Origin of the sequence: Halorubellus amylolyticus (assembly GCF_034808145.1) — an archaeon.
In the GTDB taxonomy this organism is placed as follows: Archaea; Halobacteriota; Halobacteria; order Halobacteriales; family Natrialbaceae; genus Halorubellus.
In genome coordinates, this window is the sequence record NZ_JAXHGM010000001.1 from 324008 (window position 1) to 345889 (window position 21882).

The 21882-nt window shown below is 70.8% G+C and carries 18 protein-coding genes; 12 read left to right on the forward strand and 6 right to left on the reverse strand.

Annotation, left to right across the window (positions count from 1 at the left end):
* The first annotated feature begins 44 nt into the window (after nt 1–44).
* The 6 genes from SM754_RS01620 (at nt 45) to SM754_RS01645 (ending at nt 7635) form a co-directional block, all read left to right on the forward strand.
* Nucleotides 45–980: a M48 family metalloprotease gene (locus SM754_RS01620; protein ID WP_323674471.1), complete on the forward strand. Its 936-nt coding sequence runs from the start codon at nt 45–47 to the stop codon at nt 978–980.
* A gap of 186 nt (nt 981–1166) precedes the next feature.
* A complete protein-coding gene (gene thrS / locus SM754_RS01625) occupies nt 1167–3110 on the forward strand; it encodes a threonine--tRNA ligase (protein ID WP_323674472.1) in 1944 nt (647 codons plus the stop codon).
* Nucleotides 3111–3330: 220 nt separating this feature from the next.
* Nucleotides 3331–4284: a DUF4129 domain-containing protein gene (locus SM754_RS01630; RefSeq protein WP_323674473.1), complete on the forward strand. Its 954-nt coding sequence runs from the start codon at nt 3331–3333 to the stop codon at nt 4282–4284.
* Nucleotides 4281–6239 carry a DUF7269 family protein gene (locus SM754_RS01635; protein ID WP_323674474.1) on the forward strand — a complete coding sequence of 653 codons (1959 nt, stop codon included), beginning with the start codon at nt 4281–4283 and terminating at the stop codon, nt 6237–6239. The genes SM754_RS01630 and SM754_RS01635 overlap by 4 nt, the downstream gene beginning before the upstream one ends.
* Nucleotides 6236–6781, forward strand: coding sequence for a DUF7519 family protein (locus SM754_RS01640; protein ID WP_323674475.1), 546 nt, complete (start codon nt 6236–6238; stop codon nt 6779–6781). The genes SM754_RS01635 and SM754_RS01640 overlap by 4 nt, the downstream gene beginning before the upstream one ends.
* A gap of 143 nt (nt 6782–6924) precedes the next feature.
* On the forward strand, nt 6925–7635 hold the full coding sequence (locus SM754_RS01645; protein ID WP_323674476.1) for a phosphoribosyltransferase family protein: 711 nt from the start codon (nt 6925–6927) through the stop codon (nt 7633–7635).
* A gap of 37 nt (nt 7636–7672) precedes the next feature.
* Here the strand turns inward: SM754_RS01645 and SM754_RS01650 are convergent, their stop codons facing one another.
* Nucleotides 7673–9652, reverse strand: coding sequence for a DEAD/DEAH box helicase (locus SM754_RS01650; protein WP_323674477.1), 1980 nt, complete (start codon nt 9650–9652; stop codon nt 7673–7675).
* Nucleotides 9653–9747: 95 nt separating this feature from the next.
* Here SM754_RS01650 and SM754_RS01655 point away from each other — a divergent pair, with 95 nt between their 5' ends.
* The 4 genes from SM754_RS01655 to SM754_RS01670 all read left to right on the forward strand — a co-directional run bounded on the left by SM754_RS01655 (nt 9748) and on the right by SM754_RS01670 (nt 13969).
* A complete protein-coding gene (locus SM754_RS01655; protein WP_323674478.1) occupies nt 9748–10497 on the forward strand; it encodes a YqjF family protein in 750 nt (249 codons plus the stop codon).
* A gap of 173 nt (nt 10498–10670) precedes the next feature.
* Entirely contained in the window at nt 10671–12125 is a 1455-nt protein-coding gene (locus tag SM754_RS01660) for an NCS2 family permease (RefSeq protein ID WP_323674479.1), read from the forward strand.
* Nucleotides 12126–12209: 84 nt separating this feature from the next.
* Nucleotides 12210–13634 carry an arylsulfotransferase family protein gene (locus SM754_RS01665; RefSeq protein WP_323674480.1) on the forward strand — a complete coding sequence of 475 codons (1425 nt, stop codon included), beginning with the start codon at nt 12210–12212 and terminating at the stop codon, nt 13632–13634.
* 80 nt (nt 13635–13714) lie between these two features.
* A complete protein-coding gene (locus tag SM754_RS01670; protein WP_323674481.1) occupies nt 13715–13969 on the forward strand; it encodes a glutathione S-transferase N-terminal domain-containing protein in 255 nt (84 codons plus the stop codon).
* 98 nt (nt 13970–14067) lie between these two features.
* Here the strand turns inward: SM754_RS01670 and SM754_RS01675 are convergent, their stop codons facing one another.
* Entirely contained in the window at nt 14068–15051 is a 984-nt protein-coding gene (locus SM754_RS01675) for a transcriptional regulator (RefSeq protein ID WP_323674482.1), read from the reverse strand.
* A 185-nt stretch (nt 15052–15236) separates the two neighbouring features.
* Between SM754_RS01675 and SM754_RS01680 the strand changes: the two genes are divergently transcribed.
* Nucleotides 15237–16559 (forward strand): TiaS agmantine-binding domain-containing protein, encoded by a 1323-nt coding sequence (locus SM754_RS01680; protein ID WP_323674483.1) that lies wholly within the window; start codon nt 15237–15239, stop codon nt 16557–16559.
* A 162-nt stretch (nt 16560–16721) separates the two neighbouring features.
* Here the strand turns inward: SM754_RS01680 and SM754_RS01685 are convergent, their stop codons facing one another.
* Genes SM754_RS01685 through SM754_RS01695 form a run of 3 tightly spaced genes read right to left on the reverse strand, consistent with a single transcriptional unit; the run spans nt 16722 to nt 19367 of the window.
* The gene (locus tag SM754_RS01685; RefSeq protein ID WP_323674484.1) at nt 16722–17255 is read right to left on the reverse strand and encodes an NUDIX hydrolase; all 534 of its coding nucleotides are present in this window, start codon (nt 17253–17255) and stop codon (nt 16722–16724) included.
* Nucleotides 17256–17283: 28 nt separating this feature from the next.
* Nucleotides 17284–18408 carry a pyridoxal-phosphate dependent enzyme gene (locus SM754_RS01690; RefSeq protein ID WP_323674485.1) on the reverse strand — a complete coding sequence of 375 codons (1125 nt, stop codon included), beginning with the start codon at nt 18406–18408 and terminating at the stop codon, nt 17284–17286.
* A 2-nt stretch (nt 18409–18410) separates the two neighbouring features.
* Nucleotides 18411–19367 carry a succinylglutamate desuccinylase/aspartoacylase family protein gene (locus SM754_RS01695; RefSeq protein WP_323674486.1) on the reverse strand — a complete coding sequence of 319 codons (957 nt, stop codon included), beginning with the start codon at nt 19365–19367 and terminating at the stop codon, nt 18411–18413.
* Between the two features lie 129 nt (nt 19368–19496).
* On the opposite strand from SM754_RS01695, the gene SM754_RS01700 reads away from it, so the two are divergent.
* Nucleotides 19497–20510 (forward strand): DUF7536 family protein, encoded by a 1014-nt coding sequence (locus tag SM754_RS01700; RefSeq protein ID WP_323674487.1) that lies wholly within the window; start codon nt 19497–19499, stop codon nt 20508–20510.
* On the opposite strand, the gene SM754_RS01705 is transcribed toward SM754_RS01700, so the two are convergent.
* On the reverse strand, nt 20507–21817 hold the full coding sequence (locus SM754_RS01705; RefSeq protein WP_323674488.1) for a potassium channel family protein: 1311 nt from the start codon (nt 21815–21817) through the stop codon (nt 20507–20509). The genes SM754_RS01700 and SM754_RS01705 overlap by 4 nt on opposite strands.
* Between the last annotated feature and the right edge of the window lie 65 nt (nt 21818–21882).

Consider the following 21882-nt stretch of genomic DNA (forward strand, 5'->3'; position numbering starts at 1 on the left):
GAGAAACAGGTAATTTTAATCCTCTGAACAGTGTGTTCGATGGTATGGAGAAGAAAGGCCTGAAACTCCGCATGGCGTTGACTGGCGGGGTCCTTCTCGCTGTCTACCTGTTCGTAGTCGTGATCGTCGCATCTCTCGTCGTCGGACTCGTCGGGGGGAACGACCTGCTTGCACTCCTCCTCGCGGCGGTGATAACGACGGGATTCGTCGCGCTCCAGTACGTCGGGAGCAGACAGATCATCCTGCAATTGATCGACGCGCAGGAACTCTCGGCCGACGAGCACCCCGAGATTCACGAGCGCGTCGAAGTGCTCTGCGACCGCATGGACCTCCCGAAACCGACGCTTCTCGTCGGTGATGTCGGGATGATGAACGCGTTCGCGCTCGGTCGCCCGGGGAACGGTTTCGTCGTACTGACCCCGCAGCTCATCCAGGCGCTGACGATGGACGAAATGGAGGGCATCCTCGCGCACGAACTTGCGCATCTCGACAGCTACGACGTCGTCGTCATGGCGGCAGCCCAGAGCGCCATCGTGATGGTGGCGCTGCTCGTACGGTACACGATCGCGCTGTTCGTCTCCGTGTTCGCGTTCTCGGTCGAGTTCGCGCTCTCGTTCGTTGGCCTCGGAAAGGGGGACCGGTCCCAGAAGTGGGCGCGACTACAGTTCGTTCTCGTCGGCGTCTCCGTGTTCCTCGTCACGAACGTCCTCGCGCTCTTCCAGCGCATGCTCTCCCGGCACCGTGAGTACTTCGCGGACTCGAAAGCAGTCGAACATACCGGTGACGTGGACGCCATGACGAGCGCACTCGACACGGTCGCCACTCAGGACACCCCTAGCGACGACCAGGTGTCCGAGCACGTCCAGGCACTGTGCGTGTACGGCGAACACGACGGCATCCTCGAACGCCTGTATGCGACGCATCCGTCCACGGAGAAGCGCATCGAGAGCCTCCGCCGCGAGTACGGCTCGGACGTCTGACGGCGCGACGCGAAGGACGTAACTCGTTCAAGAGGCATCGCAACCCTTTTGCTGGCACCGCGGATACGTTGAGTCACGATGGTAGGTGTCTGCTTTACACGCCGGGCTTTCGCCCGCTAACTCCCCCACTCTACCGTTCTCCGCGTTCGCAGACGCCAACCAGCTCGTGGATTCCCAGTCACAACAATGTCACAATCAGAATCAGAGTCACAGATAACGGTCGTCCTCCCGGACGGCACGGAGCTCGCGGTCGACGCGGACGCGTCCGTCGAGGACGTCGCGTACGAGATCGGGCCGGGTCTCGGCCGAGACACGGTCGCCGGGAAGATCGACGGCGACCTGGTCGCGAAGGAGGCACCGGTACACGACGGCGCCGAGATAGAGATCGTCACCGACGGGAGCGACGAGTACCGGACTGTCCTCCGGCACTCGGCGGCGCACGTCCTCGCGCAGGCGGTGCTCCGCGAGTATCCGGAGGCGGAGCTCGCTATCGGCCCGCCGACCGACGAGGGGTTCTACTACGACTTCGACGACGTCGACATCGACGAGGGCGACCTCCCGGGTATCGTCGAGGAGATGGAGGCGATCGTCGAGGCGGACTACGACATCGAGCGCGAGGTCGTGAGCGTCGCGGAGGCCGAGGAGCGGTTGGCGGACCAGCCGTACAAGCTCGAGCTCCTCGAGGACCTCGCCGCGGAGGACGAGACGGTGACGTTCTACTCGCAGGGCGACTTCGAGGACCTCTGCGCGGGCCCGCACGTCGCGTCGACGGGCGCCGTCGAGGCGTTCGACCTCCGCGAGATAGCCGCGGCGTACTGGCGCGGTGACGAGGAGAACGAGATGCTGACGCGCGTGTACGGGACGGCGTTCGAGAAGGAGAGCAAGCTCGAGTCGTTCCTGGAGCGCAAGGCGGAGGCTGAGCGCCGCGACCATCGGAAGATCGGTCGCGACATGAACCTGTTCTCCATTCAGGAGGTCACGGGGCCAGGGCTCCCGCTGTATCATCCGCCGGGGAAGACGGTGCTCCGCGAGCTCTCCGCGTTCATCGAGGACCTGAACCTCGACGCGGGCTACGAGTACGTGGAGACGCCGCACGTCTTCAAGACGGACCTCTGGAAGCAGTCCGGGCACTACGACAACTACGAGGACGACATGTTCCTCTTCGACGTCGGCGACGACGAGTACGGCCTGAAGCCGATGAACTGTCCGGGCCACGCCGCCATCTTCCAGAACCACTCGTGGAGCTACCGCGAGCTCCCGGTGCGGTACGCGGAGGACGGGAAGGTGTACCGCAAGGAGCAGCGCGGCGAGCTGTCGGGCCTGTCGCGGGTGTGGTCGTTCACGATCGACGACGGGCACCTGTTCGTGCGCCCGGACCAGATCGAGCAGGAGGTCGAGCAGATTATGGAGGCCATCGACGTCGTCCTGGAGACGTTCGAGCTCGACTACGAGGTCGCCTTGGCGACGCGGCCGGACAAGTCGATGGGGAGCGACGATATCTGGGAACGCGCGGAGTCCATCCTCGAGCGCGTCCTCAGCGAGCACGAGGACGAGTACGTCATCGAGGAAGGCGACGGGGCGTTCTACGGCCCGAAGATCGACTTCGCGTTCGAGGACGCGCTGGGGCGGAAGTGGGACGGGCCGACGGTCCAGCTGGACTTCAACATGCCCGAGCGCTTCGACCTCTCCTACGTGGGCGAGGACAACGAGGAGCATCGGCCGGTCGTCATCCACCGCGGTATCTACGGGAGCTACGAGCGGTTCTTCATGGTGCTCATCGAGCATTTCGAGGGGAAGTTCCCGTTCTGGCTGGCGCCCGAGCAGGTTCGCGTCCTCCCGATCAGCGACGACAACCTCGACTACGCGTACGACGTCGCGGAGCAGTTCGACGAGTTCCGCGTGGAGGTGTCGACGCGGGACGCGACCCTGGAGCGGAAGATCCGGCAGGCGCACGACGACCGCGTGCCGTACCAGATCATCGTCGGTGACGACGAGGAGGAAGCGGGCAACATCTCGGTGCGCGACCGGATGGAGCGCCAGGAGTACGACGTGGCGCGCGAGGCGTTCCTCGAGCATCTCCAGGCGGAGAACGCCGAGAAGCGACTGGACCCGGACTTCCTCGCGGACTGACCCGCGGCCGCGACCGACGGGTCCCGGTTCGATGCGGTTCGGCCTGGTTCGATTCGATGCGGTTCGGCTCGGTGTGGTCGACGGGCGGATTCTGCGACGGTTCACTCGCTCGCTCTCGGTGAGCGGTGGCGCTGGGGTGGGTGAGGTCGTGGGTCGAGGAGTCGGTCGCGAGTGCCGGGAGTTGAAGGGTTTTCGTGTGCGGCGGGCGTAGCGGCGGGTGATGGAGCGACGCGGGGTGGTCGTGGGCGTGTTGGCGGTCGCGTCGGTGGCGTTCGCGGCTGGTGCGGTGTCGCCGTCGACAGCGCCCGCTACGGGCGGTGGTGTGACGTTCGGCGCGGGGGCGAGCGGTGGTAGCGGTGCGCTCGGTGGCGTGCTCTGGCTGGTGGTGCTCGTGGCGCTGGTCGCGGGCGGCGCGTGGTTGCTCGTCGAGCGACTGCGGTCGGGTGGTGGCGGGCGGCGGATGCGGCGGCGGTTCGTCGCGCTCGTGCTCGCGGTGGCGGTCGTGGTTGCGGGCGTCCTGCTCGTTGCGGTGCGCGTGTTCGAGGACGGCGAGGGGCCCGGTGGACCGGACGGCGTCGGCGGGCCGCTCGTGCAGGGGTCGCCCGAGCGCGTGCCGGCGACGGGTGGCCCGGGGCCGGACCTGATTCTGGCGGTGCTCGTCGCGCTCGCGTTGGTCGTCGGTGGCTGGGTCGCGGTACGCCGGCTCCGCGGGCGGGGGTCGGACGAGGACGCGACCGAGGCGCCGTCACCGTCCGGGGCCGACGAGGACGACGAGGTGGAATCGGACGCGGTGGACGGGACCGCGCTGGGGTCGGCGGCGGGACGGGCGGCCGCGCACCTCGACGACGGAGGGTCGCCGCCGGAGAACGACGTGGTGCGTGCGTGGCGCGAGCTCGCGGCGGTCCTCCCGGTCGCCCGGCCGGCGACGTCGACGCCCCGCGAGTTCGCGGACGCGGCGACGGCCGCCGGCGTCGACCCGGAGGCGGTCGCGGAACTCACCGCGCTGTTCGAGGCGGTCCGGTACGGCGACCGCGACGCGAGCGGGGAGCGTGCGGCGCGCGCCGTCGCGGCGCTCGAACGCATCGAGGCCGAACACGCGGGGAGCGACCCCGACGTGGCCACGCCGGCGGTGTCCGAGCGCGACCGGGGCGATGGGTGGGGTGGGTCGTCGTGAGGCGGTGGCTGGTCGCGGTCGGCGTCGGCGCGTTCGCGACCGCGGTCGTCGTCGCGGCGACCGTCGGCGAGTCGACCGCCGGGAGCGTGCTCGCTCCGGTCGCGGCGGCGGTGGCGGTGGTGGCGGCGGCGTGGGTCGCGTACGCCGGCGGTGGTGACCGGCTCGGGCCGCTGCCGGCGGTCGAGTCCTCGGTCGCGAGCGACCCGCCGGGCGCGCGGCTGAACGTCGCGCTCGGGTCGCTCGTCGGCCGAGCGCACGTCGAGTTGACGCCGCGTGGTGTGCGGGACGCGCTCCGGCGGGCGGCGACGGCGGTCGTCTCCGTCCGCGAGGGCGTTCCGGGCGCGGTGGCGCGCGACCGCGTCGACGACGGCTCGTGGACGGACGACGGCGTCGCCGCGCGATTCCTCGCGAGCGAGTGGTCGCTCCCGGCGGCGTCGTTCGGCGACCGCGTCCGGAACGCGGTCGGCGTCGGCGGCGACCGGCCGGTGGTGGTCGCGGCGCGGCACGCGGCGGACGCGGTCGCCGCGCGTGCCGGGATTCGTGGTGACGAAGACGCGCCGGCGTCGTCGTGGTTCCCGCCCGCGGCCGGCCTGGGCGCGGTCCCGCACACCGTCTCGCTGCCCGCGGGCGTCGCGGACGGCGGCGACGAGGGGGGGCTGGTCGAGGGGCGGTCGGTGCGCCGTGAGCGCGCTCGAACCGGCCGGTTCCGCGGGGCGGGTGCGTTCGCGCTGGTCGCACTCGCCGCCGGCGCGTTCGCGGGGTCCCCCGCGACCGCGTTCGCGGGCGCCGTCGCCGCCGCGTACGTCGCGTGGGGTGCGGCCGCGTCGGTGCCGACCGTCGACCTGGCGGTGTCGCGCTCGCTCTCGACGACCGACCCCGACCCCGGCGAGCGCGTCCGCGTCGCGGTGACCGTGGAGAACGTCGGCGACGACGCCCTCCGCGAGTGTCGGGTCGTCGACGGCGTCCCGGCGGCGCTCTCGGTCGTCGACGGGACGGCGCGCGCGCACTGCTCGCTCGCTCCCGGCGACAGCGTCGAGTTCGAGTACGTCGTCGCGGCGCGCCGCGGCGTCCACGCGTACGAGGGCGCGCTCGCGGTCGTCGCAGACCGCGCCGGCGCGGTCGAGGAACGCCACGTCCTCCACGCGCCGGACCAGCTCGCGTGCGTCCCGGCGCTCGGCGACGCGACCCGCGACGTCCCGCTCCGCGAACACACGACGCGGTACGCGGGGAACGTCGACACGAACGAGGGCGGGTCGGGCCTGGAGTTCTTCCAGACGCGCGAGTACCGCCGCGGCGACCCGCTCTCCCGGGTCGACTGGAACCGGTTCGCGCGCACCGGCGCGCTCTCGACGGTCGAGTTCCGCGAGGAACGCGCCGCGTCCGTGGTGCTCGTCGTCGACGGGCGCGCCGCGGGGTACGTCGCGCCGGATTCGAGCGGCCCGCACGCGCTCGACCGGGCGGTCGACGCCGCGGGGTCGCTCTACGACGCGCTCGTCGCGAGCGGGAACCGCGTCGGCGTCGCGGCGGTGTCGACGAGCGAGTGCTGGCTTCCGCCGGGGTCGGGGCGCGGGCACCGCGAGCGCGTCCGCGACCTCCTCGCGACGAACCCCGCGCTGTCGCCGGTTCCGGCGGACCGGAACCTCCGCGTGACCCAGTCCGTCGACCGCCTTCGGCGTCGCATCCCGGACGGCGCGCAGGTGTTCTTCCTGACGCCGCTGTGCGACGACCGCGCCGCGACCATCGCGCGCCGGTTCGAGGCCGGCGGGCGCGCGGTGACGGTGCTGAGTCCGGACCCGACGCTCGCGCGGACGCCGAGTCACCGGCTCGCGCGCGTCGGCCGACGCCTCCGCGTCATCGGACTCCGGGGGTCGGGCGTCCGCGTCGTCGACTGGGCGTGGGACGAACCCCTCGGCGTCGCGCTCTCGCGGACCTCCGTCCGAGGTGACGGTCGATGACCGGCGAGGAGTCGACCGCTCCAGTCGAAGGGGCCGTCGCACCGCCGGGCGAGACTAGGGGGCTCGCGGCGACGAACCCGGGGTTCGTGGTGGCGGCCCTGACCGCGGTCGTGGCGTTCGCGGCGGTCGCACCGGCGTCGTGGCTCGCGACGACGGCCGCGGGCAGCGGTACGCTGGTGCTCGTTGCGGGCGCTCGCCGCGGCAGCCGACCGCTGGTCAGCGCCGGGAGCGTCGCGCTCGCCGCCGGGTCGCCACTGGCGGGGCTCGGCGGCGCAACGCCGGTCGCGACGGCGCTGGGTGCGTGGGCGGCGCTCGTCGCGTGGGACGCCGCGACGTACGCGCTCGCGGTCGACGCCCAGGTCGGCGCCGTCGTGGACCGCGGCGTCGCGCTCGCGCACGTCCGGGACGCGACGCTCGTCGGCGCGGCCGGACTCGCGGTCGCCGCCACAGCGTTCCTCGCCGGTGCCGGCGGCGCTCCCGTCGTCGCGGGCGTCGCCGCGGTCGCGGCCGTCGCGCTCGTCCTCGCGCTCGTCCTCGACTGACGACCGCGACCGACGACCACGGCGAGCGCGTCGACCCCGACCCCACGCGGCACCCGACCCGGCAAGGAGCGTGCACGGACGTGCGTACAGACGCCGCTCTTCGATTCGATGTATTCATAGTTGTGCAACCGCGCATATCCGGCATGAATCGAGCAGAGAAGGCCGCACTGCAGCTCCGCGCGGTCTCCGTCCTCCGCATGCTCAAGGAGACCCGCACGTACGACGAGCTCGCGGCCCTCACCGACCTGCCCGCCGGCGACCTGAACCGGTACGTGAACGGGCACGTCCTCCCGAGCGCCGACCGCGCCCGCGAGGTCGTCGAGGGCGTCGGCCGCGACGAACTCGCCGCCGAACTCGAGGAGCGCGTGCGCGTCGACGACGAGGGGTACGTCGACAACTCCGCCGCCGTCTTCGACCAGTCCTTTCTGGACCTCGCAGCGCCCGTCGCCGCCGACGCGTTCGACTTCGAAGCGCCCGACGTCGTCCTGACGGCGGCGACCGACGGCATCACGCTCGCCGCGGCGATGGCGAGCTACTTCGGCGCCCGCTGCGCGTACGCGAAGAAGACGAAGGAGACCGCCGTCGAGGAGTTCGTCGAAGCGCGCCAGCGCCTCCAGTCCGGCATCGAACTCACGTACTACCTCCCCGAGCGCGCGCTCGACGACGGCGACTCGGTGCTCGTCGTCGACGACCTCATCCGCTCGGGCGAGACCCAGGAACTCCTCCTCGACATCGCGCACACCGCGAACGCGGACGTCGTTGGGGTGTTCGCGCTCATCGCCGTCGGCGACGATGGCGTCGACCGCGCCCGCGAGCACACCGACGCGCCCGTCGGCGCCCTCACGCGGTTCTGAGCGCGCGAGTGCGGACTAGCGCGGGCTGAACGGTGACTCAGACGTCGACGGCGACGAGCTCGTCGCGCGTCTCGCGGATGACCGCCGCCACGTTCGACAGGTCCGCGTCCACGTGCTCCGTGAGGGACTCCGTCGCCGTCAACAACCACTCGGCGCGCTCGACCGACCGCCGGACGTCACCCGGCTCGACGCCGTACTGCTCGCTGATTCCCTCCACGTCCATGCCGTCGGCGACGTCCTCTAGGAGGAGCGCGGTCTTCAGGGAGTCCAACCACGCGTTGAACTCGCCGTCGAAGTCCATCACGTCCCGCGCGAGCTCGTCGCGACGCCGCATCGCCGCGTCGCTCACCTGCCCGGCCTCGTCGTCTCGCACGTACACCGTCGGCATGTCTCGCGTGTCACAGACGAGTTCGAGGACGGTGAGCGCGGTGACGTGCGGGAGCGCCGACGCCCGCTCCAGCGCCTCGACGACGCTCGCGCCCGTGACCGGGTCGACGTACACGCGCGACACGAGGTCGCCCAGCGGCGTCGCCTCCACGGACTGCCCGGTCCGCGCCAGCATCCCGACCGCGTCCAGGTACGTCAGCACGTCGTCGACGACGTCGTCGATACCATCGTCAGCGGTCTCGCCCTCGGCGGTGCCGTCCTCGTCATCGCCGACTGGGTCGCGTTCGACGCCTTCGCGCCGCTGGTGCGCGTAGAACGTCTCGTCTAGGAGCTCCAGGATGGCCGCCCGGGAGTCCGCGAACCCGGACGCGACGCTCGCGAGGACGTGCGTGCGGAGCGCGCGTTGACTCCGGAGCTTCGACCGCACGGGCTCGGGCTCGGCCTCGACGTAGCGCTCGCGGACCGCGTCGACCTCGCGGGCGTCCGCGACGACGACCGCCTCGCCGTACGGGTCGAGGTGCGGGCGGCCGGCGCGACCGAACATCTGGTGGACCTCGAGCACCGACAGCGGCTCCATCTCCGCGCCGTTCCAGCGCTCGTGGTCGCGCACCACGACCCGTCGCGCGGGGACGTTCACGCCCGCGGCGAGCGTCGGCGTCGCGACGATCGCCTTCAGCTCGCGGTCGCGGAACGCGCGCTCGACGACCCGACGCTGCTCGCTCGCCAACCCCGCGTGGTGGAACGCGACGCCGTGTGCGGCACACCGCGCCAGCTCCACGCCGGTCGCGGTCCGCGCCGTCGACTGCAGTTCCTCCGCGACCGCCGCCGGCGTCGCGTAGAACTCGTCGACGAGCGTGCTCGCGAGGTCCTGCGCGCCGCGACGCGAGTTCACGAACACGAGACACTGCCCGTCCTCGCCCTCCACCACGTCCGTCGCGAGCGCCCGCGCCGCCCCGTCCTCGCCGGCCGGCACCCGCCGGACCTCGCCGTCCGAGAACCGCATCGCGTCGTCGGCGTACACGCCCGTCTTCAGGTCCACGGGCCGCCAGTCCGACGCGACGAGTTCGGCGTCCAGCCAGTTCGCAATCGCGCGCGCGTTCCCGACGGTCGCCGACAGCCCGACGAGCTGCACGTCCGGCGTCAACCGCCGGAGCTTCGCGATGGTCACCTCCAGCGTCGGCCCCCTGCCCTCGGCGTCTAGGAGGTGTATCTCGTCGACGACGACGCACGACAGCGGCTCGACCCAGCTCGCGCCGTTCCGGATGGCGGAATCCACCTTCTCGCTCGTCGCGACCACGACGTCGTGCTCGGCGAGGTCCTCGTCGGTCGCGTCGAAGTCGCCGGTCGCCATCCCGACGCTCACTCCCGGGAGCGCGTCGAACTCCTCGAACTTCTCGCTCGCGAGCGCTCGCAGCGGCACGACGTAGAGCGCGGGGCCGTCCGCGGTCAGCATCGCGAGCTGCGCGACGAGGGTCTTCCCGCTCGCCGTCGGAATCGCCGCGAGCACGCGATCGCCGTCGCAGACGCCCGCCTCGACGGCCGCGACCTGCGTCGGGTACAGCGCCTCGACGCCCTGGGACTGGAAGTGCGCGACGAACTCGTCGGCGAGCGGGAGGTCGGCGACGTCCATCTGGCCGCGAATTCGGCGTCGTCACGTATAAAGAGTCGTCTGGGCCGGGTTCGGTGGGCGGCCTCCTTACGGGCCTCCGGCCCCTACCGTCGATTATGTTCCCCGACCTGCCGGTGGCGATGGGGTGGCGGAACCTCGCGTTCCTGAACTACCCGGTGGAGCCGGCGACGGTGGCGGACCGCCTCCCGGACGCGCTCGCCGTGGACACGTACGACGGCGACGCGTGGCTGTCGGTGGTGCCGTTCACGAACGTCGCGGTCCGCCCGAAGGGCCTCCCGAGCCAGTTCGGGTTCGCACTCCCCGAGTTGAACCTGCGGACGTACGTCCGGCGGACGGACGCGGACGGCGATGGTGCACCCGGCGTGTACTTCTACAGCCTGGACGCGGACGGCGACCTCGGCGTCGCCGCGGCCAGGATATTCCATAAGCTCCCGTACTACCGCGCGGACGTCTCGCTCGACACCGACGGTACGGGCGGCGTTCGCTTCGCGTCCCGCCGCACGCATCCCGGCGCTCGCCCGGCGACGTTCGACGCGACGTACCGCCCGACGAGCGAGCCCGCGGCGGGCCTCGGCGGCGACCCCGACGACCCGCTCGACGCGCGCCCGGGGACGCTCGCGGAGTTCCTCACCGAACGGTACCGGTACTACACCGAGACGCCCGGCGGCGACCTCCGCTCCGCGGGCATCCAGCACCCGCGCTGGCCGCTCGCGACCGTCGACGTCGACGTCCGCCAGAACTGGGTGTTCGAGGCGAACGGTTTCCCGGTCCCCGACCGCGAGGGCCCGCACTACTACAGTCCCGGCGTCGACGTCACCGCGACCGGAAGCCGGCGCGTGGACTGACCGGTCTCCGAACCACCCGCACGCGAGTTCCTGCCGTCACTTCCGATTCCTCAGACACGTCTCGAAGCGGAATCTGTCCGATAACCCACTTCTATGCAGATACGTGCATATAACAACCGCATCCTAATCGAAAGTATTTAAGATAATGGTCTTGAGTTGGTCGAACGTGAATCATGGCTCCGGGTGATAGCGTCGCCGCGTTCTTCGGCTTCGACGACCACGGGACAGACTACTCGACCGAACTGCTCGCGGGCCTGACGACGTTCCTCACGATGAGCTACATCATCGTCGTCAACCCGTACATCCTCAACATCGCGATCACCGACGCGAAACTCGGCGTCGGCGACGGCATGGCGGTCCAGCTGCTCGCCGTCACCACCATCCTCTCCGCGGTCGCCGGGATGCTCGTCATGGGGCTCTACGCGAACCGGCCGTTCGGGCTCGCGTCCGGCATGGGCCTCAACGCGTTCTTCGTGAGCGTCGTCCTCTCGCCCGGGCTCGGCATCTCGTGGCAGACCGCGCTCGCCGCCGTCTTCCTCGAAGGCGTCCTGTTCATCGCGCTGACCGCCGTCGGCGCTCGCGAGTACGTCATCAACCTCTTCCCCGAACCCGTCAAAGCCGGCGTCGGCCCCGGCATCGGACTGTTCCTCGCCATCATCGGCCTCCAGTTCATGCGCATCACCGCGTTCGACACGAGCGACATCCTCTCGTTCAACCCCATCCTCGCGAAGGACCCCGTCGCCGTCGTCTCCGTCCTCGGCATCCTCCTCACGTTCGTCCTCTACGCTCGCGGCACGCGCGGCTCCATCGTCATCGGCGTCCTCGGCACGAGCGCCCTCGGCTACGTCGCAGCGGCCGCCGGCCTCGAAGCCGCCGCCAACGAGGTCGGCGACACCTACGACCTCCAACCGCAAGCACTCGCACCGAGCGACGTCGGCGGCATCATCGATAGCGCGCTCGCGTTCGACGCCGCGTCCTACGACATCACGCCGCTCGCCGGCGCGTTCCTCGACGGGTTCGGTGACGTCACCGGCCTCACGTTCGCGATGGTGCTGTTCACGTTCTTCTTCGTCGACTTCTTCGACACCGCCGGCACGCTCGTCGGCCTCTCCCGCGCCGCGGACATGACCGACGAGAACGACGAGGTCCCCGAGATGGACAAGCCACTCATGGCGGACGCAGTCGGCACCACCGTCGGCGGCATCCTCGGCACCTCGACCGTCACCACGTTCATCGAATCCTCGACAGGCATCGAGGAAGGCGGCCGCACCGGGTTCACGACGCTCGTCGTCGCCGGCCTCTTCCTCCTCACGCTCCCGCTCATCCCCCTGCTCGGCCTCCTCCCCTCGTACGCGCCGTACGTCGCCCTCCTCGTCGTCGCCGTCTTCATGCTCCGGAACGTCACCGACATCGCGTGGGACGACAACGCCCACGCCATCCCCGGCGCACTCACCATCATCCTCATGCCGCTCACGCACTCCATCGCCACCGGCATCGCCGCCGGCCTCCTCTCGTACCCGCTCGTCAAGACCGCACAGGGCGAGTTCGAGGACGTCCAGCTCGGCCAGTGGCTGCTCGCCGTCGCCGTCGTCGCGTACTACGTCGTCCGCACGAACACGCTCGCCTGAGAACACCGCCGCGGACGCCCCGTTTCCCGTCACCGTCACCGGATACCACGAGGCTTATACCGACCGTACCGCTTCCTTCGCCTAATGTCCGCCCGCTCCGCCCTCGTGGACGCGCCACGCCGCCACAAGCTCAGGGCGCTCCTCGCCGTCGTCGTCCTCGCCCTCGTCGTCGGCGCCGGCGTCACGAGCGCGAACTACGAACCCCCCGAACTCGAAGCCGGAACCGTCGACAGCGAGGCGAACGGCACCACGTACGTCGCCGTGCAAGGTTTCCACTTCGACGGCGAAGGCAACCGGAAGAAGCCCGCGCGCCTCGTCGCGTTCGACGAACGCGCCAGCACGAAGTGGGTGTACGACGGCGGCCAGAGCGTCTCGTGGTTCTACGACGTCGACCCGCTCCCGAACGGGAACCTCCTCGCCGTCAACACCAAACCCGGGAAGACGCTCGTCTACGAACTCGACCCAGAGACCAGAGAGCGCGTCTGGCAGGAGACCCTGAACATCACGGACACGCACGACGTCGACCTCATCAACGGCGACCAGCTCCTCGTCGCGCACCTCCGCGCGTCGGAGGGCTCGACGAGCGACGAAGGCGCGTTCATCTACAACCTCACGACCGACGAACGCACCTGGGAGTGGAAGTTCGCCGACCACTACCCCGAAAGCACCGACGAAGGCGTCTCGAACACCGGCGACTGGTCGCACGTCAACGACATCGACGAGGTCGCGCCCGGCGAGTACATGCTCTCCCCGCGGAACTTCGACCAGGTCATCGTCGTGAACAAGTCCACGAAGAACGTCACGATGCGCCTCGGGGCCGACGGGAACCACGACGTCATGGACGAACAGCACAACCCGACGTACCTCGAGAGCGAGAACGGCACGCCCACGATACTGGTCGCCGACTCCGAGAACGACCGCGTCGTCGAGTACGCCTGCGAGTCCCGACACGCGAACGGCACCTGCGACTGGAACCAGGTCTGGGAGGTCGGGAACGGCCAGTTCGACTGGCCGCGAGACGCCGACCGCCTCCCGAACGGGAACACGCTCGTCGTCGACACCCAGAACCACCGCGTCGTCGAGGTGACGCCGAGCGGCGAGATCGTCTGGGAGACGCTCGCGCCGTGGGCGCCGTACGACGTCGAACGCGCCGCGTACGGCGACGAAGCGATGAACGCGTCGCGCCCCACCATCCGCGACATGAACGCGAGCGGGTCGCACCGACTGTCCGGGAGCGCCGGCCTCGTCCCCGGCACCGGCGGGTCGCTGAGCTTCGCCGACTGGGTGTCGCGGACGTTCGGCGGCCTCCCGGTCGTCGGCGGACCGGCGGACGCGTTCGCCGACCAGTGGGACGTCGTCTCCGAGTGGGTGCGGCCCGTCTGGCTCGACCCGTGGGCGTTCGTCGGCCTCGCGGTCGCCGGCGTCCTCGGCGTCGCGTGGACCGTCGGCGAACTCGCGTACTGGCAGCGCGCGCGCCTCGCCCGCATCCGGACCCGGCTCGCGAGCTGACCGCGTCGAGTTCCAGCGCTCGGGCACGCCCGACGCACGCGACCACGCTCCTCTTGTCTCCGGAACCCGTGGCTTCGAGCATGACGCTCGAACTCTACGAACTCCCCGGCTGCCCGTACTGCGCGAAAGTGAAGACGAAGCTCGACGAACTCGACCTCGACTACGTCAGTCACGAGGTCCCGAGCTCGCACGGGCAGCGCGACGAGGTCGAAGCCATCAGCGGCCAGACGGGCGTGCCGGTGCTCGTCGACACCGAGCACGACGTCGACGGGATGCCCGAGTCCGACGACATCGTCGCGTACCTCGAGAAGACCTACGGCCAGGCGTCCGCCTGACGCGTCGACCACAGCGTTCTCAGCGAGACGGTTCGCGCGACAGCGACCGCTCTCGACGAGCGAAGCGACTCACGAGAAACACCGGAACCGGCCGCGAGTCAGGCAGGCTCCTCGACGTCCGAGCGCTCCCGGATGATGTCACGGAGCGTGTCAGTGTCGTCCACGTTCTCGACTTCGTCCATCTCGATGATGGCAGTGCCCTCGACGCTCTCGCGCTTCGACCGGTCGACGAAGTACACCGAACGCGTCCGCGTCACGTTCCCGATGGACGCCATGATGCGAGCGCGTTTCTCCGCGGTTCGATTGAACTCGCTGTGGCCCGTCAGGACCGTCGACTCCACGTCGTCGCTACCGGTGCGCTCCTCGTCCTCGCTCACGGCCTTGAACGGGGCGCGGACCGTCGGATGCACGCTGAACCCGGCACGACGCAGGACCGCGACGACCGGTGCATCGTCTGGGTCCGCCTCCGGGTCATCCGGCATCGGATCGGCCTCGCGGACCTCCTCCGCACCGTCCATCACGTCCACCGGCGCCGTCAACGGCGCGTCGAACAGTTCCTCGAGGCGCTGCGCGATCTCCACGCTCGCGTTCATCCCGTCCTCGTACTTCGAGACGGTCCGGCGGGAGACGCCGAGTTCCTTCGCGAGCTGGCCGAGACTCATCTCCGCCTCCTGGCGTTCGTCAGCGAGCAGATCACCGTCCAGCGTCACGTACAACCCGCCCGGTGCGGCGTAGATGAGTGGCGGGATACCGTCGACGAACAACTGGACGGCGGTGTCCGGCGAGATGACGGGGACGCCGTGCCGGAAGTACGTCACGTCCGGCTTCAGGTCCTCGTCGCGCGTCCGTAACCCGACGACAATCGGTGTCGCGTTCAGGTACGCGCCGAGACGACGCAGCTCCGCGCCCGTCGCGGCGTCCAGCGCGTCCACGTTCGCGAGCACCTTCACCAGGAGGATCTCCTCGCCGCGTCGGGCGACCAGGTCGAAGCTCTTGGGGCGGACCGCGCACCGGTCGCTCACGACGAATCCGGCGTCGCCGAGCATCGCGGTGATGTTCCCCAGTAGTGCCTCCCGGGACATACCCATACGTAAGCTGGCGATGGCATATATGCGTTGTGACGCGTGCAGACGCGTCCAGTCGGGCGATTCCCGGTTCGAGACGGCGAATCATTTAAATAGGGTCGTGCGGGCTGGTGGTGGATCGAGCGCGATGGGCGACTCCGGCCCGAAACGGGTTTGTCGGCGCGGGCCCGTACGGTCTCGCGATGACGGTCGTCGGCGTGGACGATACGGACTCGCGGGTCACCGGGATGTGCACGACGTACGTCGCGCATCGGCTAGCGACCGCGTTGCGCGAGCGCGAGTTCGACGTCGCTCGCGTGGTGCTCGTTCGATTGAATCCGGCGGTCCCGCACAAGACGCGCGGGAACGCGGCGCTGGCCGTGCACACGGACGCACCGGCCGCGGTCGCTCGCGACGCCGCTCGCGACGTCGTCGAGCGGCTCGCGCAGGTCGGTGCGGACGGCACGAACCCGGGCGTCGTCGTTGCCGCTGGCGGACCCGGTGCCGCTGCTGCGGTCCCGGACGCGGTCGCGGCGTTCGCGAGCGACGCGGTCCGCGAGTTCCACGACCCCGAGCACGCTCGGGGACTCGCGACCGACGCCGGATACCTCGTCGAGTCGTGGGGGAACGGCCGTGGCGTCGTCGGCGCGCTCGCGTCGGTCGGTGCGTGGCGAGCGTTCGACGAGTGGACGACCGAGCACATCGCGTACCGCGAGCGCGGCCGCTGGGGGACCGACCGCGACGTGGACGCCGACGCGCTGTTCGCGGCCGCAGACGATGCCTACCCCGGCGCGTGGGATACGGTCGACGGCGTGACGGGCGACCTCGTGGCGGTCCCGCGGACGCCCTGTCCCATCCTGCTCGCGGTCCGTGGCGACGACCCCGGGGCGTGCCGGCGCGTCGTCGACGATACCGTCGCTGCCGACGGGACCGAGCCCGTGCGGTCGCGGGAGACGTTCGTCACGAACCAGGGGACGGACGCGCACCTGCGGTCGGTGGCGTCGCTCGCGGACCTGGACGACGACCGCGCGTATCGCGTCCAGGCGACGGTCGCGGGCGAGCCGGAGACGCGCCGTGGCGGCCACGTCTTCGTCGGCCTCGCGGAGACAGACGCGGCCGTGGGTACTGGTGCGGACGAGTCGGTGGGCCGCGAGGCGGCGGCGTTCGAGCCGACGAAGCACTTCCGTGATCGCGTGCGGTCGCTGATGCCGGGCGACCGCGTGACGGTCTGCGGTGAGGTGAGCGACGGGACGCTGAAACTGGAGAAGTTCGCACTCCGCGAGCGCGTCGAGACGACGCTTGCGACCCCGGACTGTCCGGACTGCGGTCGGTCGATGAAGTCCGCTGGCCGCGACCAGGGGTATCGCTGTCGGGACTGCTCGACGAGCGCACCCGGGAAGGTCGAGGTTCCCATCGAACGCGACCTCGAACGCGGCTGGTACGAGGTCCCGCCGTGCGCTCGCCGCCACCTGGCGAAGCCACTCGTCAGGGGCGGGTTCGACGCACCCACGCACCCCGAGCGCTAGGTGTGCGAGCGCGTCGCTGTCCATCGTCTCTCGTCGTTGGCGTGCAGGCGAACCGTGGCGTGGTGTCGCGTCGCTGGTTCACGCTCCCGTCGTGGGCGACGCGAGCAACTCGTCAGTGCATGCCGACGCTGGCTGCGTCCCGCTATTTGAACTCGCGGTCGGTCAGTCCGCGGTGACGTGCGTCCAGGCGCGCTCGAACCGCTGGTCGTGCGGTTCCAGGTAGACGCGGTCGCTGGCGGCGAACTCGCCCGGCGTCAGCCACTCGACCGTCTGGACCTCGGGTCCGGGTTCGGGCGTCCCGGCCGTCGCGTCCGCCGGGACCACGTACCCGATGGAGACGACGTGCTTCTCCGTCGTTCGCGATATCGTGTACGCGTCGAGCAGGTGGAGGTCGGCGGGGTCGACGCGGACGTTCGTCTCCTCTTCGAGTTCGCGGGCGGCAGCCTCCGGAGGTGATTCGTCGACCTCCATGTGGCCGCCGGCGAGCGTCCACTTCCCGACGCCCGGTTCCACGTCGCGGCGCGTGAGGAGCGCGCCGCGCTCGGGGTCGACGACGGCGACGCCAGCGCACGGCACGGGGTTACGCCACTCGACGCGGTCGCAGGACGCGCAGTACTGGCGGTCGCGGCCGTCCACGTGCTTCGCTCCGAGTTCGGTGCCACAGCGCGGACAGTACGTCGCTTGATAGGTCGTCATCGATGAATAGACCGGGCTCGATCGCGACTCACAGCGTCTTCAGGCCGCTTCCCGTGAGCGGGACGACGACGTCGTGGTCGGGGTGGAGGACCTCGGCGTCCTGGAGCTTCCGGAGGGCGGCGGGCGCGACCGCGCACGTCGGCTCGACGTAGAACCCGTCGCGGTGGAGGTCGTCGAGCGTGTTCTCGACGATGTTCTCGCCGAGGGCGATGGCGTCCCCACCGGACGTCTCGATGGCGTGCTGGATTTCGTCCACGCGCGCCGGCTCGCGGATCTGGATGCCGTCCGCGATCTCGTTCGGGGTTTCGGGTTCGTCGTCGTCGTGGACCTCGGTCGTCCCGAGCCCGCCGTGACGCGCCTCCACGACGGGCGCGTATCCCGCGGCTTGGGCGGCGAACAGGGGCGGTATCTCGTCGATTATCCCCGCCTTCGCGAGGACGTCGAACCCGCGGTACGCGCCGAGCAAGAGCGTGCCGTGCCCGCAGGGGAGGACGACCGCGTCCGGTGCCTCCCAGTCGCGCTGTGCGACGACCTCGAGCGCGAACGTCATCGTCCCCGCGTAGAACGCCGGGTTCCACGCGTGACTCGCGTACCAGCCGTCGCCGTCCTCCACGGCGTCGACGGCGGCGGCCGTGACGTCTTCGCGACTGCCCTCGATGCGTACCGGGCGGGCGCCGGCGCGCTGGATCGCCATCAGCTTCGACTGCTTGACGTCCGCCGGCACGTAGATGTCCGCCTCGATACCGGCGCGGGCGGCGTACGTCGCGATCGCGGCGCCCGCGTTCCCCGAGGAGTCCTCGACGACCTTCTCGACGCCGAGGTCGACGGCGCGCGAGAGCGTGGTGGTGGCGCCGCGGTCCTTGAACGACCCCGACGGGAACAGGTACTCGAGCTTGAAGTCGGCGCCCCACTCGGGTGCGTCGACGAGCGGCGTGAACCCCTCGTCGAAGCTCACGCGGCGTTCGACGGGCAGGAACTCGTGGAACGTCCACAGGCCGCGGCGCGTGTCCAGTTGCGAGATCGGAAGCGGGTCGCCACCCGGAATCGGTTGGTCGACGAGGTCCAGGCTGTGCCCGCACGAGCACCGCCAGGGTTCGTCGACGCCGGCGTCGTACGTCGCGTCGCAGCTCGGACAGATGAGGTCGCGTACCATGGCTAGTAGGAGTCGATGTCGGTGCCGACCGAGCAGACGTACTCGCCGGACGCGACCTGTGGGAGGCGTCGCGTCCGCCAGAACACGCCGGCGGAGTCGGCGGTCACTTCGGCCTTCCGCGTCCCGAACGGGTCGGTGACGGTGAACAGCCGGTCGCCCCGAGAGACGTCCTCGCCGAGGTCGACGTGGAAGTCGACGAGGCCGCCGGCCGGCGACCCGTACTGGTCGAAGCGCTTCGCGCGCGTCTGCGAGACCTGCTCGGCGCCGCCGTCGAGGAAGTCGTAGTGGTGGAGGACGTTGAACACGCCGTCGACCCCGACCTGGACTGAGTGCTCGTCGAACCCGACGCTCCCGCCGAGCTCCGGGTCGATGGTGGGCACGCCCTCGTCGGGCGCGGCGCGAGCGAGCTGGCCGTCCGGGCCCTTCTGGTCGAGGATGTGGCCGGCGCCGAACACCTTCGCGAGCTCCAGGCACTCCTGATGGAGGCGATGTCGGCGACCGCAGCGAACGCGCGCCTCGTTTATCATCCGGCTCGTCGACCCCTGGTGGAGGTCGAGCGCGAGGTCCGCGTCGCGAGCGACGTCGAACGTCGCCGCGGCGATGCGCTCGCTCGAGGAGCCCTCGGTGTCGCCGGGGTACGCGCGATTCATCTTCGTGTCGTCGATGGGATTCCGGTGCTTCGCGACCTGGAACGCGTGATAGTTCACGATTCCGACGATGCGTATCTCGCCCGCGAGCTCGTTCGGGTCGACTCGGGGGACGACCTCGCGGAGGACGCCGACGCCGTTGAGTTCGTCGCCGTCGCTCGCCGCTTGCATGTAGAGCGTTCGTCCGTCGTCGGCGCCGTTGATGACGCAGACGGGGAGTCCGATGGGGCTCCCGTCCCGCGTCTCGCCGACGGTCAACCGCCCGGTGTCGACCTCGCCCGGGCCGGCCGTCGCGCTGCCCAGCGTCGTCATTACCGGAACGGAACGCACGACGCGTCTTTATTGTTCGGATGCCCTGGGGGCGTCGGGGGCGTGCGTCGCGCGGTCGTCGGGGGCTCGGGAATCGTCGGGGCTTTGTGCGCGCCAGTCCTACCGTCGCGCGTGCCAGACGCTTCGTCGACGTCGTCGTCGGACGCCGAGGACCCGGCTGCGAGCGACGGCGGGACGGACGTGGGGGAGACGGCGGCGAGCGACGGCGGGACCGATTCGGTCGACGACCGTCCGGAACGACCGCCGAGTGCGCGCCTCATCGACGCGCTCGGCGTGGTCGACCACGCCAAGCGCGGGCTCGTCGTCGGGCTCGCGCTCGCGGCGGTCGTGTTCGGGTTCTTCGTCGTCCTCCCGCTCGTCGACCCCGGGACGCCGGCGCGCGCGGAGTCGCCGCTGCTGTACCTCGCGCTCGCGTTCGTCGCCGCGACCGCCGCGACGCTCCTCGTCGCGAGCGCACTCGCCGTTCGGGCGGTCGCCGGGCGCGTGATGGCCTACGCGAAGTGGGTTCGCCGCGGCGCCGTCGCGAGCGCGGTCGGGGGCGCGTGGTGGGCGGTCACCGGCGTGCTCGCCCTCGGAATCGCGACCGAGACGGGCGTTCCGGCGAGTGCGGAACCGCTCGTCCTCGTGACCCTCCCCTTGCCCGTGCTCGTCCTCGCCGTCGGCGCGTGGAGCGCGCTCGCCCGGAGCGGCGCGACCGAAGCCGACGCGACCGACGGCGACGCGTTCGACCACGTCCACGCCCGCCCGCGAGTCGCGAACGTCGGCGCCGCGCTCGCGCTCGCCGGTATCGCTGCCGTCCACACCGCGACGTTCCTCCAGACGGACGCGTTCCTCGGAACGGTTCCCGGGAACGTGACCGGGAGCGGGTTCTTGGTCGGCGGTGCGCTCGCGCTCGCCGCCGGCACCGCCGCCCTCGCGCTCGCGGTCCACCGCACGACCGACGCGAGGGCGCTCACGACCGGCGCGAGCGCCCTCGCCGGCGCGTCGGTCGGACTCGCGGGCCTCGTCGCGACGGAACCACTGCTCACCGCCATCGCGGTCCTCGTCCTCCCGGGTCTCGCGTGGCTCGCGCTCGGCGTCACCATCGCTCGTGACCCCGGAACGTACCCCGAACGCCCCGTCTAGTCGTCCACGTCAAGCGACTCGTCGCCGGCGAGCGACGCGAGCCGGTCCGCGCCCGCTCGCGTGCCCTTCGCGACGACCACGTCGCCGGCGTGCAGGACCGTCTTCGGGCCGGGCGAGGGCTCCCACTCGTCGCCGTCGGCGTCCTGATGGCGGACCGCGATGACGCGCATCCCGGTCTCCGTCGCCACCTCGCGTTCGCCGAGGGACGCCCCGGCGAGCGCGCTCCCCGGCGCCACTTCGAGGCGAACGACGACCTCGTCGCTCTCGAACACCGCCTCCGCGACCACGGGATGCGTGCCGAGCCCGCGGAGGACGCCCTCCGCTATCTCCAGGGCCGCGTCGCTGATGACCTCCGTCGACCCCGCGAGGTGCACGAGCCCGCGGAGCGACACGGGGTCGTCGACGCGCGCCGCCGCGCGGAGCGTCCACGCCTCGAACCGCGACTCCAGCGCGTCGACCTCCGCCTCCAGCTCCGCGACCTCCTCCGCGAGCGCCGTGCTGTCGTACAGGACCGCGCCGTACGCCAGATCCACCGCGACCTCGCTCACGTTCTTCATCAGGACGATGGCGTCCACCGCTCGCTCCAGGTCCGCGATACCGGCTTCGACGTCACCCGGCGGTTCGTACGCCTCGCCCGAGGCCGTCTCCGACACCGCCGCGACCTGGTCGTCCTGCCCCCGGAGCACGAGCACGTCCCCCGCCTGGAGGACGGTATCGCGGTCCGGGTTCAGGAGCCACTCCCCGCGCGCACCCCGGTGTCTCGCCGCCTCCCGCGTCGTCGACGCCACCTCGCCCTCGGCGGTCGTCGACGCACCGTCGTTCTCGTGCGCTCGCCCGCCACCACGCCGGATGGCGATGATGCGCACGCCGGTCTCCGTCTCCAGGTTCACGTCCGCGAGCGACCGGTCCACGTACTCCGACCCCGCGACGAGGTCCGTACGCGCGACCGTCTCCACCGCTTCCGGGAGCACCGACCGGAGCGCGTCCGGGAGCCCGATCTCCTCGAGGACGACCTTCGCGATGTCGCCGGCCGCGTCACTGATCTTCTCCGTCGCCCCGACGACCGCGAGCACCGGCGCGAGCGCCTCCGCGTCCTCCGGGCTCCGCGCCGCAACGAGCAGGCTCATCCGCGCTCGCATCTGGAGGACGTCCATCCGGTCCTCGAGCGCCAGGACCTCCTCGGCGACCGCCGGACTCCCGAACAGGACCGCCGAGTACGACAGGTCTATCATGAGCTCGGCGGTGTCCTTCATCTCCGCGAGCACCGCCTTCACGCTCACCGGCTCGTACTCGACGCTCCCCGTCATACGTGGACCAACGCCGGGCCGCGAAAAAAGCGTTCGCCCGCGCGTCGAGCGGTCGGCGACCGCGA

Coding starts and splice junctions, on each gene's coding strand:
- SM754_RS01660 (WP_323674479.1), top strand. CDS start 10,671: ATGGCTCCGGGTGATAGCGTCGCCGCGTTCTTCGGCTTCGACGACCAC.
- SM754_RS01685 (WP_323674484.1), bottom strand. CDS start 17,255: ATGACGACCTATCAAGCGACGTACTGTCCGCGCTGTGGCACCGAACTC.
- SM754_RS01680 (WP_323674483.1), top strand. CDS start 15,237: ATGACGGTCGTCGGCGTGGACGATACGGACTCGCGGGTCACCGGGATG.
- SM754_RS01675 (WP_323674482.1), bottom strand. CDS start 15,051: ATGTCCCGGGAGGCACTACTGGGGAACATCACCGCGATGCTCGGCGAC.
- SM754_RS01690 (WP_323674485.1), bottom strand. CDS start 18,408: ATGGTACGCGACCTCATCTGTCCGAGCTGCGACGCGACGTACGACGCC.
- SM754_RS01640 (WP_323674475.1), top strand. CDS start 6,236: ATGACCGGCGAGGAGTCGACCGCTCCAGTCGAAGGGGCCGTCGCACCG.
- SM754_RS01650 (WP_323674477.1), bottom strand. CDS start 9,652: ATGGACGTCGCCGACCTCCCGCTCGCCGACGAGTTCGTCGCGCACTTC.
- SM754_RS01695 (WP_323674486.1), bottom strand. CDS start 19,367: ATGACGACGCTGGGCAGCGCGACGGCCGGCCCGGGCGAGGTCGACACC.
- thrS (WP_323674472.1), top strand. CDS start 1,167: ATGTCACAATCAGAATCAGAGTCACAGATAACGGTCGTCCTCCCGGAC.
- SM754_RS01630 (WP_323674473.1), top strand. CDS start 3,331: ATGGAGCGACGCGGGGTGGTCGTGGGCGTGTTGGCGGTCGCGTCGGTG.
- SM754_RS01670 (WP_323674481.1), top strand. CDS start 13,715: ATGACGCTCGAACTCTACGAACTCCCCGGCTGCCCGTACTGCGCGAAA.
- SM754_RS01655 (WP_323674478.1), top strand. CDS start 9,748: ATGTTCCCCGACCTGCCGGTGGCGATGGGGTGGCGGAACCTCGCGTTC.
- SM754_RS01620 (WP_323674471.1), top strand. CDS start 45: ATGGAGAAGAAAGGCCTGAAACTCCGCATGGCGTTGACTGGCGGGGTC.
- SM754_RS01645 (WP_323674476.1), top strand. CDS start 6,925: ATGAATCGAGCAGAGAAGGCCGCACTGCAGCTCCGCGCGGTCTCCGTC.
- SM754_RS01665 (WP_323674480.1), top strand. CDS start 12,210: ATGTCCGCCCGCTCCGCCCTCGTGGACGCGCCACGCCGCCACAAGCTC.
- SM754_RS01705 (WP_323674488.1), bottom strand. CDS start 21,817: ATGACGGGGAGCGTCGAGTACGAGCCGGTGAGCGTGAAGGCGGTGCTC.